Genomic DNA, 15,390 nt, shown 5'->3' with positions numbered 1-15,390 from the left:
GCCGCCCGTTCCCCATCCGGGAGAGCGGGCGGCTCGGCGCAGGGTTTCAGACCGTCTGGGCGAGCGTGAACCCGATTCCTTCCGGGGTTCGTGCCGCGTCGAGGGTCTGGTCATCCAGGACCGGAGCCGTGTCCTGCGCGATGTAGACGCGGGCATCTCCCGCGTCGACGACCACATCGGTCGGCTGGGGCTGCGGCACGACGCTCACGGCGAGCTGGTCCTGCTCACTGGCGATGCGTAGGCCTGCGGTCGGCTGCTCGACGTCCTGGGTCAGCCCCTTGACGACGGCCTGGGCGTTCTCGGTCAAGGTCAGCATGGTGGAGCTCCTGTCTTCGTGCGGTTGCCGGACTGGCCGGCGGCGACGCCTACGACCACCTCTCGGGGCAAGTGCGCACACGCCTCGGACCCCTCCACCCTCTCCGAAAGCCCGGGGGCGATGTCAAGCCACGGTGTCGGCGGGCGAGTCGCAACCGGCCCAGTAACGTTGCGGTGCAAGGAAGCCCAGCTCAGCGGCATACGGCATGACGTTCTGGAGCGTGTCGTGGCCTGCCCTTCCCGGCCACGACAGGTGTGCTGGCGCTAGGCTCCGCAAAGTGACCTCCTACGACGATGACCTTCGTCTGGCCCACGTCCTCGCCGATGCCGTCGAGCGAGTGACGATGGCTCGCTTCCGCGCCGCGGATCTCGTCGTCGAGAGCAAGCCCGACCTGACCCCGGTGACGGACGCCGACCGGGCGGCCGAGCAGCTCGTCCGGGCGCAGCTCAAGCGGACCCGCCCTCGGGACGCCGTCGAGGGCGAGGAGTTCGACACGACCGGACACGGCCCTCGCCGTTGGATCATTGACCCGATCGACGGGACGAAGAACTTCGTGCGCGGCGTCCCCGTCTGGGCCACCCTCATCGGGCTGGTCGACAACGGCCGTCCGGTCCTGGGGCTGGTCGCCGCACCGGCGCTCCAGCGACGCTGGTGGGCGGCGACGGGTTCGGGCGCCTGGGCGGGCCGGTCGCTGTCCTCGGCGAAGCGCATCACCGTGTCCCAGGTGGGTCGCCTCGGGGACGCGTCGCTCTCCTACTCGTCGCTGGCCGGCTGGCGCGTGCGCGGACGGCGCGACGACCTTCTCGACCTCATGGACGACTGCTGGCGGACCCGGGCCTACGGCGACTTCTGGTCCTACATGCTCCTCGCCGAGGGTGCGGTCGACATCGCCACCGAGCCCGAGCTCGCCGTCCACGACATGGCCGCGCTCGTGCCCATCGTGCAGGAGGCGGGCGGGCGTTTCACCGGCCTCGACGGGCGAGACGGGTGCTGGAGCGGCAACGCGGTCGCCACCAACGGACTTCTCCACGACGAGGTGCTGCGCCGGCTCGGCACGCCCGCCGCGGCGGAGGTCTGAGCTCGGTCAGTCGCGCACGACCGTGACCGGGGCGAGGCCGAGGTCCTCGATCGCCGACCGGTGACTCGCCGCGTCGCCGACGAGGACGATCGTCCAGCCGCCGCCCGTGGACTGGCCGGGGCGGGCCACCCCGGCGTCTGCCGCGAACCGCTCGAAGGCCTCGTCCAGCCGGACGCGGTCGACCCGCTCGAGGTCGCGCAGGTTCGCGGTCGTGAACTCGGTGCTGCGCCCGTCGAGCGCCATGTTGATCGCCTCGTCGGCCACCGCGTCGGCGGTCGCGTACCGTCCGGGGGCCGTCTTGCCGATGAAGTCGACGCCGGAGCGGACCTCCCGCTCGGAGAACCCGTGCCGCCCACTCTCGAGGATCTCCACGAGCAGCCGGACGGACTCCGCTGTGCTGTCGGCCCGCACCGAGCCGGAGGTGAGGAAGACACCCCCAGTCCGCCTCGGACGGAAGCTGGAGCGAATGCCGTAGGTGTAGCCCTTCTCCTCACGAAGGACGGCGTCGATCCGCGCATTGGGCGAGCCCCCGAGCACGAAGCCGATGACAGGGTACGGGGCCCAGCCACCCTCCACCGAGCGGTCCGGCCCCGGCGCGCCGACGACGATCTCGGTCTGCACCGAGCCGGGGCGGTCGACGATGACGATCCGGCCCCGGTCCTCGGCGAGCGTCGCCACCCGGCTCAGCGAGGACGCGCGGTCCGGACCGCGACGCCAGCCACCCAGCGCATCCTCCACGAGGGCGCGTACGTCGAGGCCCGTGAGGTCACCAGCGACCGCGACCGTGGTCCCGGAGGCGATGACGTGCTCCGCATGGAAGGCGACGACGTCCTCCTTCGTGATGCGCGAGACCGTCTCCCGTGAGCCGCCGGTGGGGCGCGAGCCTCGCTCCTCGTCCGCGTAGAAGGTGGCCACCCACTCGAGCGCGGCGCGGTGGCCGGGGATGGACCGCTCCTGGTCGATCTCCGCCAGCCGCGTGCGCACCTGCCGGGCCACCTCGTTGTCGGGGAAGGCGGGCTCGGTGATGATCTGTCGCAGCAGGTCGAGCGCCGGCTCGAGGTTCCCCTTCACGACGTCGAGGTCGAGGGTGAGGCCGGACTCGCCCACGCCCGCGCCGTAGCTGACGCCCTTGCGCTCGAGCAGACGGGCCAGCTCCTCGGCGGAGTGCTCCGCCGTCCCCTCGTCCATGGTTCGCGCCATGATCGTGGCGACGCCCTCGGACTCCCGCGGCTCGGCGCTGATCGGGACCGGCAGGCCAAGGCGGACGGAGATGACGTACTGACCGGGCACGTCGTAGGTGACGAGCCGGATGCCGTTGGGCAGGTCGTGGCTGACCGCATCGGGGAAGGACCACTGTGGCGGCGGGGCGACCTCGGGGCGCGCGACGCTCGTCATGCGGCCACCTCGGCCTCGTCCTCGGCGAGGTAGCGGACGACGGCCCGCGCCTCAGGGTCGAGCCAGGTCGCAGCCGCCTCGCGCACCTGGTCTGCGGTCACGCTCTTGACCTGGTCGACGAAGGTGTTGACGTACGTTGGATCCCCGGTCAGGAGTGCATGTTGGCTGAGGTGGTCCGCGCGCTCCTCGATGCTTGCAAGGGCACTGAGCCAGGAGCGCTCGGTGTCGGCGAGGACCGACTCGAGCTCACCCTCGTCCGGCCCCTCGGCACGGAACCGCTCGAGCTCCTCGCAGACCGTCGCCTCCACCTGCTCCGGATCGGCGCCTGCGGCGATGTCGACGGTGATGGTCCCGAGGCCGACCCCGTCGACGAGCCCCATCGTCCAGCCCGCGACGGCCGTCGCCGTCTCATCGGTGCGCACGAGGCGCCGCATGAGCCGGGAGCTGGCCAGGCCGCTCATCACGTCGACGGCGATGGAACAGGCGTGGTACTCGGGCGTCGTGTCGACCGGCAGCCGGAACGAGATGTAGATACGGTCATTCGGGACGTCACCCGGCCGGTCGAGCCGGACGGGCTCGGCGATCGGCGACAGCTGCGGCAACCGATCGCGCTGGTGCAGCTCGACCTCGGGAAGGCCCCCGAAGTACCGCTCCGCAGCGGCGAACCCCTGCTCCGGGGTGATGTCCCCGACGAGGCTGAGAACGGTGTTGTTGGGTCCGTAGTGAGCGCGATAGAAGGCGTGGACGTCCTCGAGCGTCGCAGCGTCGAGATCCTCCATCGACCCGATCGTCGGGTGGTGGTACGGATGGTCCTCGGGGAAGACGGTGGCGTAGATGTCGATGAGCGCCTGGCCATAGGGGACGTTGTCGTACCGCTGGCGCTTCTCCTCCTTGACGACGTCCCGCTGGTTGTCGAGGTTCTCCTGGGTCACTGCGTCGAGGAGGTAGCCGTGGCGGTCTGCCTCGAGCCACAGGGCGAGGTCGAGGGCGCCGACCGGGATGGTCTCGAAGTAGTTGGTCCGGTCGAACCACGTCGTCGCGTTGAGGCGCGCCCCCTCGTTCATCAGGGCGCTGAAGTGCTCACCCGAGGCGACGTTGCGGCTGCCCTGGAACATGAGGTGCTCGAACAGGTGCGCCAAACCGGTCCGGCCGGGGGCCTCGTGGCGGGAGCCGACACCGACCCAGAGGTTGACGGCGACATTGGGGACGGCATGGTCCTCCGAGACGATGACCCGAAGGCCGTTCGGCAGGGTCCGTTCGACGATGGGATAGGCGATCGAGGTCACGACCTGACCCTACGTGAAGTCGCGCGGACGTTCCCGAGGCAACGTCAAAGCGATGCGGTGGATAATCCCATGTTATGTAGGTGACAGATAGCATAACGCTGGCGTATGCTGTACCGATGAGCGGTGACGAAGACGCCTCGAGATCTGAGCTGCTCGCCACGATCCGCGAGTCGGTCATCGGTGAGGACCAGGTGCTGCCCGGTCCCTACGGCCCACGTCGGGTCACCTACGCGGACTACACGGCATCGGGCCGGGCTCTCAGCTTCATCGAGGACTTCATCCGCGACGAGGTCCTCCCCCGCTACGCCAACACGCATACGGAGTCCTCGGGGACCGGCCTGCAGACGACCCGTCTGCGCGAGGACGCACGCCGGATCATCCGCGACGCGGTGGGCGGTGACGAAGAGACGATCGTCATCTTCGCCGGGTCCGGGTGCACTGGCGCCATCGACAAGCTCATCGGCATTCTGGGCCTGCGCGTCCCGTCGGCCTTCGAGGACCGTTGGCCCGCGAGCACGCTCGTCCCGGAGGAGGAACGACCCGTCGTCTTCATCGGCCCCTACGAGCACCACTCGAACGAGCTGACGTGGCGGGAGTGCACCGCCGACGTCGTCGTCGTCCCCATGGACCCCGAGGGTCACATCAGCATCGCGGCACTGCGCGCGCTGCTGAAGCAATACTCCGACCGCCCCCTGAAGATCGGGTCCTTCTCCGCCGCGAGCAACGTCACCGGCATCCTCACCGACACCGATGCGATCTCCACGGTCCTCCACGAGCACGGCGCCCTCGCGTTCTGGGACTTCGCCGCGGCCGCGCCGTACATCGACATCGCGATGTACGGAGCCCTCGAGCGGAAGGACGAGAACGCCACGGACACAGCGGGACCCAGCTCAGCGGCATACGGCTCCACCCGAAGGGACCTGGCGCGCAAGGATGCCGTGTTCCTCAGCCCACACAAGTTCATCGGCGGGCCGAGCACCCCTGGGGTCCTCGTCGTGCGCAGAGAACTGCTGGTGAACCGCGTCCCGGACGTCGTCGGCGGGGGGACGGTGTCCTACGTCAACAGCGACACCCACGACTACCTCACCGACCCCGCGCACCGGGAGGAGGGCGGCACCCCCGCGATCATCGAGTCCATCCGCGCCGGCCTGGTGTTCCGGCTCAAGGAGGCGGTCGGCGTCGACGTCATCCGCGCCCGTGAGGAGGACTTCCTGCGGCGGGCCCTCGCCGCCTGGTCGCGGGAGCCGATGATCGAGGTCCTGGGCAACCTCGACGCCGAGCGGCTGTCGATCCTGTCGTTCGTCGTGCATCGCGAGGGAGGCACATTCCTGCACCACAACTTCGTCGTGGCCGTGCTCAACGACCTGTTCGGGATCCAGGCCCGAGGCGGGTGCTCCTGCGCTGGCCCCTACGGCCACGCGCTGCTCGGCATCGACTCCGAGCGGTCCCGGGCGATCGAACGGCAGACCACGCTGGGATGCGAGGGCATCAAGCCGGGGTGGGTCCGGTTGAACCTCAACTACTTCATCTCCGACACCGTCTTCGAGTACCTGCTCGAGGCCGTCCGCCTCGTTGCCCGTGACGGCTGGCGGCTGCTCGGGGACTACGACTTCGACGTGTCGACCGGCCGGTGGGCGCACAAGCGGGGCCCCGTCGAGCCTCCGCTCCGACTGAGCCAGGTCGGTTTCGAGAACGGTCGGATGACCTATCCGCGGCACGAGGACCGCGCCCCCGAGTCGGCGCTCGCGGGCTACCTCGCTGAAGCGGCTCGCATCATGCGGGAGGCGACACCCCCCGCCGCTGACGCAGCCCGGATCAGTCCCGACTTCGACCACCTGCGGTGGTTCGACCTGCCCCGGACCTCCATCCGGGCCTGAGCCCGCCCTCCGGGGGCGCGCGACGTGCTCGCGGGGCTCCGGCACGGCCAATCCGCGGCCGCGCTGGCCTGGACCGGCTGGCGGCCCTCAGACCCCCGGCCCACTGATCAGCGTGGCGAATCAGTGGGCCAGTGGGAGGCGGACGTCAGCGGGCGTCCTTGCACTGCCGTCATGCTCGGTCACAATGCGTCAGGCCCGGAGATCACATGATCTCCGGGCCTGATTGGTAGCGGGGGCAGGATTTGAACCTGCGACCTCCGGGTTATGAGCCCGGCGAGCTACCGAGCTGCTCCACCCCGCGTCGGCAAAGACAACCTTACGTGAATCCGTCTGGAGGACCAAATCGGGCACCACGGACGCTCTCGAGGGCGTCCGAGGTGCCCGACCGGTCCCGCTCAGATCTGTTCAGCGCCCAGCAGGTGCGGCGGCTGCCGCTCGGGCCAGAGCCGCCTTCAGCTTCTCCTGCGCCTGGCCGTACGCTGCGAAGTCACCCTTGCGCAGGGCATCTTCCCCGGCCCGGAACGCCGCATCGGCGTCTGCGAGCGCCTGGCGCAAGGCCGCAGCGTCGGGCGTAGCCGTCCCGCCCGTCGGGGCGGGCGCGGACGTGGTGGGAGCTGTCGTCGGCGTGCCGGACGGGGTCCCCGTCGGGGTGCCGGTCGGCGTGCCGTCGGGCGTCACCGGCGTATCAGTGCCCTGGTCACCGGCCGACGCACCCGACTCGCCGCCGAACAGGTCGTTCAGCGCGCCGTCGAGCGACCCGGCCCAGGCGATCTTCTCGCCGAAGGCGACGGCCACCGCGGACAGGCGCGGGTAGGCGCCGGCTCCGGATGCCTGGACGTAGATCGGCTGGACGTACAGCACGCCCCCACCGACCGGCAGGGTGAGCTGGTTGCCGAAGGTCACCTCCGCGCCTTGCAGCGCCGTCGTCGAGATGAACTGGGCGAGCGTCCCGAAGCCCGAGTCGGTCGACGACACCTGGGAGGATCTCATGTCGTTGTAGACCTGCCCCGGACCCTTGACCGTGGTGCTCGTCGGCTCGAGCAGCCGGAGCCGGCCGTAGCCGGCCGCCTTCTTCCCATCCTCAGAGCCCGCGTCCCCGTCCGCCGCGAGGAAGCCGGTGAGCAGGTTGCGGTCACCCACCGGCATGAACGTCGAGGTGAGGGAGAACGCCGGCCTCTGCTGGCCGGGCATGGCGAGCGACAGGTAGTAGGGCGGCTGGAGGAGTGACTGCTCGGCGTTCGTGCCACGCGTCGGGTCCAGCGGAACCCGCCAGAACGTCTGGCCGCCGTAGAACGACGCCGCGTCGGTCTCGTGGTACTTGGTCAGCAGCTGGCGCTGGATCTTGAACAGGTCCTCCGGGTACCGCAGGTGCTCCATGAGCGAGCCCTTGATCTGGGACAGCGGCGTCACGGCACCGGGGAAGATCTTCATCCACGCGGCGAGGATCGGGTCCTTGTCATCCCACTGGTAGAGCTTGACGGTTCCGTCGTAGGCGTCCACCGTCGCCTTGACCGAGTTGCGCACGTAGTTGATCTGGCCGGAGCGGATGGCCTGGACCGAGTCGCGAGTGCGGGTCACCGAGTCCGACGTCGCGGCATCGAGGGTCGTCATCTCCGAGTAGGGATACATGTCGGTCGTCGTGTAGCCATCGATGACCCACAGGACCCGTCCGTCGACCACGACCGGGTAGGCGTTGCCGTCCAGGGTCAGCCACGGCGCGACCCGCTCGACGCGCTCGCGCGGCGTGCGGTGGTCCAGCAGCCGCGAGTCGTTGGTCACCGCGTCGGAGAGCAGGAAGTTGATCTCGCGGTACTTGAAGGCGTAGGCGATGCGCCGAAGGGCGTCGAGCTGCACCCCGCCGTCGCCGGCGTAGGTGTTCTTGATCTGCTCGTTGTCCGCGGCCAGGTAGTCGAACTCCTTGTTTCCCCCGCCCACGATGGAGTACTCGGGCGACGACTCGCCGAAGTAGATCCGCGGCTCGTACTTCCCGAGGACACCGGTCGTGCCGATCTGCGACTCGAAGAAGGTCGGCCGGCCGTCGTCCTCGCGCGTGTTGCCCTTGGCGGCGACGACGCCGTAGCCGTGGGTGTAGACCGTGTGGTCGTTGAGCCAGTTGCGCTGCCCGTCGGGGACGCCGGTGAGGTCGAGCTCACGGACCGCGATGACCGTGTCGGTCTGCTTGCCGTCGAGGTTGTACCGGTCGACGTCGAGGACGTCGGCGAACTGGTAGTAGCCCTTCGAGGCCTCGAGCTGCTTGAAGGTCGGGCTGACGACGTTGGGATCGATGAGTCGGATGCCGGGGATGGTCGCGGCATCGTTGCGCAGCTGGCCGGGGCTGGCGGTCGCGGTGGTGTCGTACGGCTCGACCTGGATGCCGTCGAAGCCATAGGCCGCCCGCGTCGCCTCGATGTTGCGCTCGATGTACGGCAGCTCGAGCGACTTCTCCGAGGGACGCACCTTGAGCGACTGGACCAGCGCCGGGTAGATCCCACCGACGGCCACGACGACGACGGCCAGCACGGCCACGCCCACGAGCGGCAGCCGCCACGAGCGGGTCCAGATGGTGCTGAGGAACATTCCCACGCACATGAGTGCGGCGATCGCGAGGATCCCCTTCGTCGGGATGACCGCGTGGGCCTCGGTGTACTGGATACCCGTCATCCGGGTCGACTGGGCGTTCGCGAGGTTGTACCGGTCCACCCAGAAGGCGAGGCCGCGAACGAGAACCAGCGCGGCCGCGATGACCGACAGGTGCACCCTCGCGGCCTGGGTCGACCGGGTCCGTTGGCCCGCGACGATGCCCCCGTAGAGGTAGTGCGTGAACGCGGCCGCGATGAAGCCGAGCACGAGGACCATCGTCAGGAACGAGACGACGAAGTTGATCCACGGCAGGTCGAAGACGAAGAAGGAGATGTCGAGCTTGAACTCGGGATCGGTCGTGCCGAACGGCACGCCGTTGCGCCACAGCAGGAAGGTGTCCCACTGGGTCGCCGCCGACAGCCCGGCGAAGAGGCCGATCGCCAGCGGAGCCGCGATCGTCGCGGTCTTGCGCATCGGCTCGACGAGCTGTCGGTAGTGCTCCATCGCCTGTGTCTCGGGCGATGGCGCGTAGATCGGCCGGTGCCGGTAGGCGATGTGGATGCTCGACCAGACGACGGCTGCGGTGAGGAGTCCGCCGAAGAGGCCGAGCAGCACCTTGGTCACGAGCTGGGTCGTGAAGACTCCGGAGAAGTTGACCGACTGGTACCACAGCACCTCGGTCCAGAAGTTGGCCAGCGTCGCCACGACGAGGAGCAGCGCACCGGCGACCACGAGGGCCGTGACGAGAGGGCTGCGGTTGGGGCGCTGGGCTGCGCGCCGCGTCGCGCCCGGCTCACTGCCGTCGCCGAAGGGGCCTTTGGGTGGTGGGCCGAAGTCGCTGTCGCTCACGTTGGGTCGCCTCGAAGTGCTGGGGCTGGCAGATCGCGGACGTGCCGCTTGCGGCAACCATAACCCGACAGCCTGAGACCGACGTGCCCCGCCCGCCCACGCCACCCTTCACTGGATCACGGGGACCCGACGATGCCGTATGCCGCTGAGCCCGGTCCCTGCCGATGGCCCCACCCGGACGTGGTCTAGTCCTCGAACGTCGCCTTGAGGGCTGCGACCAGCCCGGGCGCGATGTCGTTCCCGGTGGCGACCGCGTCGTCGGAGTCGTGCTCACGCTGGCGCAGCAGGCAGACGGACGAGCCATCGCGGAGCACCGCGACGAGGAGTCGGACATCCCTGCGACCCGGATGGGCGGCCAGCGCCTCGACGGCGGCCTCGGGCCCCTCCGGGAGGTCCCGCTCCGCGTCGGGTGGGACGACCATGCGCTCGATCGCGAAGGCACACCCATCGACCTCGTCGGGCCAGGCGATCCGCCCGAGGAGCGTCTCCAGTGACGACGTGGCCGGCAGCCCCTCCTGCTCGATGGCGGTGAAGGCACCCTCGGCGAGGTCAGCGGGACCGAGCTGCGCGCGCAGCTGCGGCTCGCGAGCGAGCAGCGACGCGGTCCGGACGAGGGCGAACAGACGAGCCGGCTGGTCCCAGCCGGCCGCGGCAACATGGCGCTCCGTGTCGATGGCGGCGACGGTGAGGGGCTTGGTGGTGAGGGAGGTGACCGGCTGCTCGTCCACCGGTCCATCCAACCACTCGATGCGAGGAGCCGACCGAGGCATCAACAGCGCGGCAGCGACGACGTGCGGCCCGACGCGATGCCCTCCACCGCGTTCGTGGCGTCCTTGAACGAGCTGACGGCGAAGACCTCGAGCCCGGATGGGATGTTGCCCACGACCTCCGGGCAGTTGTCCGCCGGGGCCAGGAAGTACTCGGACCCGCCCGACCGGGCGCCGGCCATCTTCTGCCTGATCCCACCGATCGGGCCGACGCGCCCCTGCTCGTCGATGGTCCCGGTGCCGGCGATGTCGCGGCCGTTCGTCAGCGGGCCGGGAGTGAGCTTGTCGTAGATGCCGAGGGCGAACATGAGGCCCGCGGACGGCCCGCCCACGTCACCCGCGTTGATCCGGACCGTGGCCGGGAAGTCGTGGTCGAGCCGCAGGATGACGCCCAGCGCCGTCTTGCCCCCCGAGCCCGCCATGGTCGTCACGTCGGCGACGACCGGCTTGCCAGCGCGGGTGACCTCCATCTCGATCGGTTCGCCCGGGCGAACCTTCTGGAGGGCAGTGCGGATGCTCTCGGCGGTGGTCACCGTCGTGTCCCCCACCCGGACGATGCGGTCCCCGACCCGCAGCGTGTTCTTGGCGGGCGACTCGTCGAGGACCTGCCCGATCTCGATGTGCGTCGTCACCGGCTTGCCCAAGGCGCGCAGCGCAACTGCGGTCGCCTCCTCCTGCGAGCCCTCCATCTGGACGGCGTTCTCCTCGGCGATCCGCTCCTGGCTCGCATTCGGGTCGAAAACCTGGTCGACGGGCAGGACGTCCTTGGACGGATCTATCCAGGCCCACAGGACGTCGAAGGCGTCGACCGGGAAGCCGGGTCCGCCGAGCACGGACACGGTCGTGAAGTTGAGCTCACCCTTGGTCTCGTAGGTCGGCAGTCCCTCGACCGAGATGAGAGTCGAGCCGTCGGACTGTCCCGGGACCGTGCCAAGGGTGTTCATGGTCGGGCCGGGGCTCATGATGGCAAAGGGCACATGCACCAGGTTGCCGACGACGAGGATCGCGAGTCCGAGGAAGAAGCCGACGAGGAACAGCTTGTTGCCCCGGCTCAGCGGCGCCCGCGGACTCGGCGGTCCGGGAAGCAGCGATGCCGGTTCGGCCTCGTCCGCACGCAGCCGGCGGATCGTCCTCACGGCAGCCCGACCCACTCGTCCGAGCCGTCCGCGAACCGCTGGTGCTTCCAGATCGGCACCGTCGCCTTGAGCTCGTCGATGAGCTCGCGGCACACGTCGAAAGCCTCACCGCGATGCTCGGCGCTGACGGCCACGACGACGGCCAGGTCCCCGATGTCGAGCCGCCCCACGCGGTGGACGACGCCGATCCGCACGCTCCGGCCATCGGCCGCCAGGCGCTCCGCGAGTGCTCGGGTCACCTCGGCCGCCTGCGGATGCGCGCTGTAGTCCAGCTCGAGGACCCGTTCGGCTTGGAGGTGCTCGCCGGTGGTGGCTCCGGATGCGCCACCTTTCGCGTCATGGTTGCGCACGGTGCCGACGAACACGCACGTGCCGCCGGCCCGCGCATCGGCGACGCTCGAGAGCACCTCGTCGACGGACAGCGGCGACTCTCGGATCTCGGCAAGGGTGACCGTCACGCCCGCCATCGTATGCGGATCACCGCGACATCGAGGGTGTCGACAACGGACGAGCCCTCGAGGGAACGATCATCCCCGTTCCGTGGTTGTCTGGTGGAAGGACGACGCTCAGCGCATCGAGCATCCGATCAACCCCGAGGAGCAGGCATGTCCGACCGCGAGCCTGGCGGCGAGGGCGGCTTCGACCGCGACAAGGACCGCGACCAGGAGATTGACAAGGACAGCGAGGGACCGTCCGGCTCCGCCGGCGGAGCGGGTCAGCAGGGCTGGCCGGGGGAGGCACCGGGCTTCGACCCCGCGAACCTGAGCTCGATGCTGGAGCAGGTGCTCGGCCAGGCCGCCGAGAACCCTGAGCTCGCAGCAGCGATGCGCAGCATGGGGGTTGACCCGGCCGACCCGGCCACCAAGGCGGCGATGCGCGCACAGCTCGGTAGCTTCATGGCGGCCCAGCAGTCACCCACAGGCGCCCGCGACCTCGCGACCGACGTCGCCCGCAAGCACGTCCTGGCCACCCAGGGCAATGACGTGCACGACGCCACCGCTTCCCGAGCGGTGGAGGATGCCGTGGCCGTCGCCGTGCTCTGGCTCGACGAGGTCACGACCCTCGGCGCTCCCTCCTGGCGAGCGACGGGATTCAGCCGCGCCGAGTGGGTCGAGGCGACCATGCCCCGCTGGTTCGACCTCGTCGAGCCCGTCTCCGATGGGGTCACGAGCGCTACGTCGGCCGCGATCCGGAAGCAGCTCGGCGAGCTCGGGCCCGAGGCCTTCGGGGACGCGCTCCCACCGGAGCTCCAGGGCATGATGGGCGCCGGCTTCGACCCCGCCGCCATGCTCGAGCAGTGGGCACCGATGCTGTCGAACCTCAGCCGCCAGATGTTCGCGGCCCAGCTCGGCCAGGCCGTCGGAACCCTTGCCACCGAGGTGGTCGGCGCGACCGAGGTGGGCCTGCCCCTCACCGAGCCCGGCCTGGTCGCCCTCCTGCCCGGCAACGTCGACGAGCTCGCGACCTCGCTCGAGATCGACCTGCCGCAGGTCCGGCTCTACCTCGCCGTTCGCGAGGCGGCCCGGGTCCGGCTCTTCGCACAGGTGCCGTGGCTCGGTCCGCAGCTCATGTCGGCCGTCGCCGACTACGCGAACAACATCACCATCGACACCGATGCGATCGAGTCGGCGTTGTCGACCATCGACGCCACCGATCCCGAAGCCCTCCGCAGTGCGCTGCAGGGCAACCTCTTCCGTCCTCAGCCCACCCCTGTCCAGCGTCGCGCCCTGGATCGGCTCGAGACGCTCCTCGCGCTCGCCGAGGGCTGGGTAGACCACGTGACCGAGCGCGCAACGGCCGCACACCTGCCCCAGTCGCCCGCGCTGGCGGAGACCATCCGGCGCCGGCGGGTCGGCGGCGCGGCCCAGAAGACCTTCGCGGGACTGGTCGGGCTCGAGCTCCGCCCGCGCCGGATGCGAGATGCCGCGAACCTCTGGGCTGCCCTCGAGAACGCCGGCGGCCAGACCCTGAGGGACGGACGGTGGTCCCACCCCGACCTGGCACCGAACTCCGACGATCTGGACGACATCATCGGCTTCGTCGAGCGAGCGACCGGCCACGCCGGCGCCGACCAGCCCATGGTCGGGCTGCCCGAGAGCACGCTGGGTGACGAGGACCTGGGGACCGACCTCGACTCGGTGCTGCGCGGGATCCTCGACGAGGCCGCCGCAGGCGAGTCCGGTGGCACCGATGGGAACGAGGACGACGACGAGGGCGACGGGCGGACGTGACGGCCACCGGCCCCCGGCCACCCACGCGGGGCACTGACCCGGGGACGAGCCCAGCGGCATACGGCCTGATCCGAGACGACGCCATCGCGCGACTGCACGCTTGGCACCCTCCCGACCCGGCGCAGGAACGGCTGCGCCAGGACTACCTGGCCCACCTCGCCCGGCACGCCGATGCGATGGCGCGAGGCGGCCCGCCCGCACACCTGACCGGAAGCGTCATCGTCCTCGACCCGGCCGGGGAGCACGTCCTGCTCACCCTTCACCAGAAGGCGCGCAGATGGTTCCAGTTCGGCGGCCACTTCGAGCCCGGCGACCGGTCGATGCGGCAGGGCGCGGAACGGGAGGCCCGCGAGGAGTCCGGGATCGACGGGCTCGTCGCGCTGCCCGAGATCGTCATGCTCGACCGACACGACCTGGGCGCCGCCTTCGGTCGTTGTCAGCAGCACCTGGACGTGCGATACGCCGCCGTCGCTCCACCGGGCGCGATGCACGCTGCGAGCCCTGAGTCGGTCGAGGTCCGTTGGTGGCCGGCCGACCACCTGCCCGAGGACACGCGTGCGGAGCTCCTGCCGGTCGTGCGGGCGGCGCAGGCAATGATGGGCCGCTGAGCACGTCTTCTCAGTCGTCACTCAGTGTCAGGCCCGCGGTCGCGGCCGCCCCCTGGAGGTAGCCGCGCGCCCGCTCGAGGCGGGGATAGCCGCTCAGCAGGCTCCAGAAGGCCGCCCCGTGCCCGGGCTCGATGAGGTGCGCGAGCTCGTGGAGCAGCACGTAGTCGAGCACCCAGCCCGGCATGCCTCGGACCTTGTCGGAGATCCGGATCGAGCCCTCAGCCGGCGTGCAGGAGCCCCACCGGGACTCCTGGTTGGAGACCCACCGGACGCTCGCGGCCTGGGCTCGGCCGCCCAGGTAGGCGGCCGACAGGTGCGCTGCGCGCGCGGCGAGGTCGCCGTCCGACCGGCGTCGCCGCTGCTCGGAGGCGGTGACCCGGGCCAGCATCGTGCGGACCCATTCGCCCTCCTCGGCGAGCGTCAGCCGAGCCGGGACGAGGACGACGAGGCGCCCCTCCTGTCGATACGCCGACACCGTTCGCCGCCGCCGGGAGCTGCGACGCACCTCGACCGTCACCCCGTCGACGACCGTCTCCACGACCTCCCGCCGCGCGCCGTGCCGCGCCGATCGCGGGACCGCCGACGGCGGCTCTGGTCGGGACCTCGCCATGAGGGCAGGGTAGGCCGGGCCGGTGACGACGCAAGGGACGATGCCCGAAACGCGCCGTTTCACGCACGCCGGATGGGCCGGGTTCCCCGGGGCCCGCACGGGACGCCATGCGGGGATGAGCGTGAGTTCGTGCTCAGCGTGCTCTAGGGTTGTCGGAGCCGAGGCACCCATCAGACGGGTGCCAGTACAAGGAGACACCAATGGCTGACGAGACCTACAAGGGCGAGTTCTACTGCGTGAAGTGCAAGGCGAAGCGCGAGGCCGAGGGCAGGGTTGTCGTGTCCGAGAACGGGCGGCGGATGGCCAAGGGCCAGTGCCCCGTCTGCGGCACCAACCTGAACCGCATCCTGGGCAAGGCCTGATCAGGTCCGACGCGCGTCCGAGGTGACGCGCCGACGAGGGCGGGACCCATCTGGTCCCGCCCTCGCCCTGTCCCCAGGTACCTTCCCCCGGGCCGTGCTCTGTGGATGACCCACTCGCGATCGGCCGCGGCTTTGCGACGCTCGGACCTCGAGGTGGCGGCACCGAGAGAGCGAGCCCGGGACAGGCACGGAGGAGCGATGGGGTCAGGAAGCAGCGATCGGCCGAGACGGTCGAGTCCGAACCTCGTTGCGGCGCGCCCCGCCCAGGGCCGCGACCCGAGCGATGCCAGTCATC

General features: G+C 70.3%; 13 protein-coding genes and 1 tRNA gene. 5 read left to right on the top strand and 9 right to left on the bottom strand.

Going from position 1 to position 15,390, the window contains the following annotated elements; all coding sequences use genetic code 11:
- Positions 1 to 46 precede the first annotated feature (46 nt).
- A complete protein-coding gene (locus tag ABF401_RS18940) occupies positions 47 to 316 on the bottom strand; it encodes a Fe-S cluster assembly protein HesB (protein WP_353511137.1) in 270 nt (89 codons plus the stop codon).
- A 277-nt stretch (positions 317 to 593) separates the two neighbouring features.
- Here ABF401_RS18940 and hisN point away from each other — a divergent pair, with 277 nt between their 5' ends.
- Positions 594 to 1,394, top strand: coding sequence for a histidinol-phosphatase (hisN, locus tag ABF401_RS18935; RefSeq protein WP_353511136.1), 801 nt, complete (start codon positions 594 to 596; stop codon positions 1,392 to 1,394).
- Positions 1,395 to 1,400: 6 nt separating this feature from the next.
- Here the strand turns inward: hisN and ABF401_RS18930 are convergent, their stop codons facing one another.
- Entirely contained in the window at positions 1,401 to 2,789 is a 1,389-nt protein-coding gene (locus tag ABF401_RS18930; RefSeq protein WP_353511135.1) for a M16 family metallopeptidase, read from the bottom strand.
- Positions 2,786 to 4,075, bottom strand: coding sequence for a M16 family metallopeptidase (locus ABF401_RS18925; protein WP_353511134.1), 1,290 nt, complete (start codon positions 4,073 to 4,075; stop codon positions 2,786 to 2,788). The genes ABF401_RS18930 and ABF401_RS18925 overlap by 4 nt, the downstream gene beginning before the upstream one ends.
- A gap of 116 nt (positions 4,076 to 4,191) precedes the next feature.
- On the opposite strand from ABF401_RS18925, the gene ABF401_RS18920 reads away from it, so the two are divergent.
- The gene (locus tag ABF401_RS18920) at positions 4,192 to 5,952 is read left to right on the top strand and encodes an aminotransferase class V-fold PLP-dependent enzyme (RefSeq protein WP_353511133.1); all 1,761 of its coding nucleotides are present in this window, start codon (positions 4,192 to 4,194) and stop codon (positions 5,950 to 5,952) included.
- A 224-nt stretch (positions 5,953 to 6,176) separates the two neighbouring features.
- Here the strand turns inward: ABF401_RS18920 and ABF401_RS18915 are convergent.
- From ABF401_RS18915 to ABF401_RS18895, 5 genes are all read right to left on the bottom strand, one after another.
- Positions 6,177 to 6,253, bottom strand: a tRNA-Met gene (locus ABF401_RS18915).
- 104 nt (positions 6,254 to 6,357) lie between these two features.
- On the bottom strand, positions 6,358 to 9,381 hold the full coding sequence (locus tag ABF401_RS18910; RefSeq protein ID WP_353511132.1) for a UPF0182 family membrane protein: 3,024 nt from the start codon (positions 9,379 to 9,381) through the stop codon (positions 6,358 to 6,360).
- A gap of 185 nt (positions 9,382 to 9,566) precedes the next feature.
- Complete coding sequence (locus ABF401_RS18905) at positions 9,567 to 10,109, bottom strand: PPA1309 family protein (RefSeq protein ID WP_353511131.1); 543 nt, start codon at positions 10,107 to 10,109, stop codon at positions 9,567 to 9,569.
- 41 nt (positions 10,110 to 10,150) lie between these two features.
- Positions 10,151 to 11,284 (bottom strand): YlbL family protein, encoded by a 1,134-nt coding sequence (locus tag ABF401_RS18900; RefSeq protein ID WP_353511130.1) that lies wholly within the window; start codon positions 11,282 to 11,284, stop codon positions 10,151 to 10,153.
- Positions 11,281 to 11,751 (bottom strand): molybdenum cofactor biosynthesis protein MoaE, encoded by a 471-nt coding sequence (locus ABF401_RS18895; protein ID WP_353511129.1) that lies wholly within the window; start codon positions 11,749 to 11,751, stop codon positions 11,281 to 11,283. Before ABF401_RS18895 ends, ABF401_RS18900 begins: the two co-directional genes overlap by 4 nt.
- A gap of 138 nt (positions 11,752 to 11,889) precedes the next feature.
- Between ABF401_RS18895 and ABF401_RS18890 the strand changes: the two genes are divergently transcribed.
- Together ABF401_RS18890 and ABF401_RS18885 are read left to right on the top strand one after the other, a co-directional pair.
- Complete coding sequence (locus tag ABF401_RS18890) at positions 11,890 to 13,515, top strand: zinc-dependent metalloprotease (RefSeq protein ID WP_353511128.1); 1,626 nt, start codon at positions 11,890 to 11,892, stop codon at positions 13,513 to 13,515.
- Complete coding sequence (locus ABF401_RS18885) at positions 13,512 to 14,123, top strand: NUDIX hydrolase (protein WP_353511127.1); 612 nt, start codon at positions 13,512 to 13,514, stop codon at positions 14,121 to 14,123. Before ABF401_RS18890 ends, ABF401_RS18885 begins: the two co-directional genes overlap by 4 nt.
- Before the next feature lie 10 nt (positions 14,124 to 14,133).
- On the opposite strand, the gene ABF401_RS18880 is transcribed toward ABF401_RS18885, so the two are convergent.
- Positions 14,134 to 14,733: a M48 metallopeptidase family protein gene (locus tag ABF401_RS18880; RefSeq protein WP_353511126.1), complete on the bottom strand. Its 600-nt coding sequence runs from the start codon at positions 14,731 to 14,733 to the stop codon at positions 14,134 to 14,136.
- A 200-nt stretch (positions 14,734 to 14,933) separates the two neighbouring features.
- Between ABF401_RS18880 and ABF401_RS18875 the strand changes: the two genes are divergently transcribed.
- Positions 14,934 to 15,095 (top strand): DUF5679 domain-containing protein, encoded by a 162-nt coding sequence (locus ABF401_RS18875; protein ID WP_331925431.1) that lies wholly within the window; start codon positions 14,934 to 14,936, stop codon positions 15,093 to 15,095.
- Positions 15,096 to 15,390: the final 295 nt, after the last annotated feature.

Source organism: Intrasporangium sp., from assembly GCF_040414665.1.
Taxonomy (GTDB): Bacteria; Actinomycetota; Actinomycetes; order Actinomycetales; family Dermatophilaceae; genus Intrasporangium.
The sequence above is the reverse complement of the archived record's forward strand: the minus strand, read 5'-3'. Positions and strand labels throughout refer to the sequence as shown.

Coding starts and splice junctions, on each gene's coding strand:
- ABF401_RS18940 (WP_353511137.1), bottom strand. CDS start 316: ATGCTGACCTTGACCGAGAACGCCCAGGCCGTCGTCAAGGGGCTGACC.
- ABF401_RS18930 (WP_353511135.1), bottom strand. CDS start 2,789: ATGACGAGCGTCGCGCGCCCCGAGGTCGCCCCGCCGCCACAGTGGTCC.
- ABF401_RS18920 (WP_353511133.1), top strand. CDS start 4,192: ATGAGCGGTGACGAAGACGCCTCGAGATCTGAGCTGCTCGCCACGATC.
- ABF401_RS18895 (WP_353511129.1), bottom strand. CDS start 11,751: ATGGCGGGCGTGACGGTCACCCTTGCCGAGATCCGAGAGTCGCCGCTG.
- ABF401_RS18890 (WP_353511128.1), top strand. CDS start 11,890: ATGTCCGACCGCGAGCCTGGCGGCGAGGGCGGCTTCGACCGCGACAAG.
- ABF401_RS18880 (WP_353511126.1), bottom strand. CDS start 14,733: ATGGCGAGGTCCCGACCAGAGCCGCCGTCGGCGGTCCCGCGATCGGCG.
- ABF401_RS18875 (WP_331925431.1), top strand. CDS start 14,934: ATGGCTGACGAGACCTACAAGGGCGAGTTCTACTGCGTGAAGTGCAAG.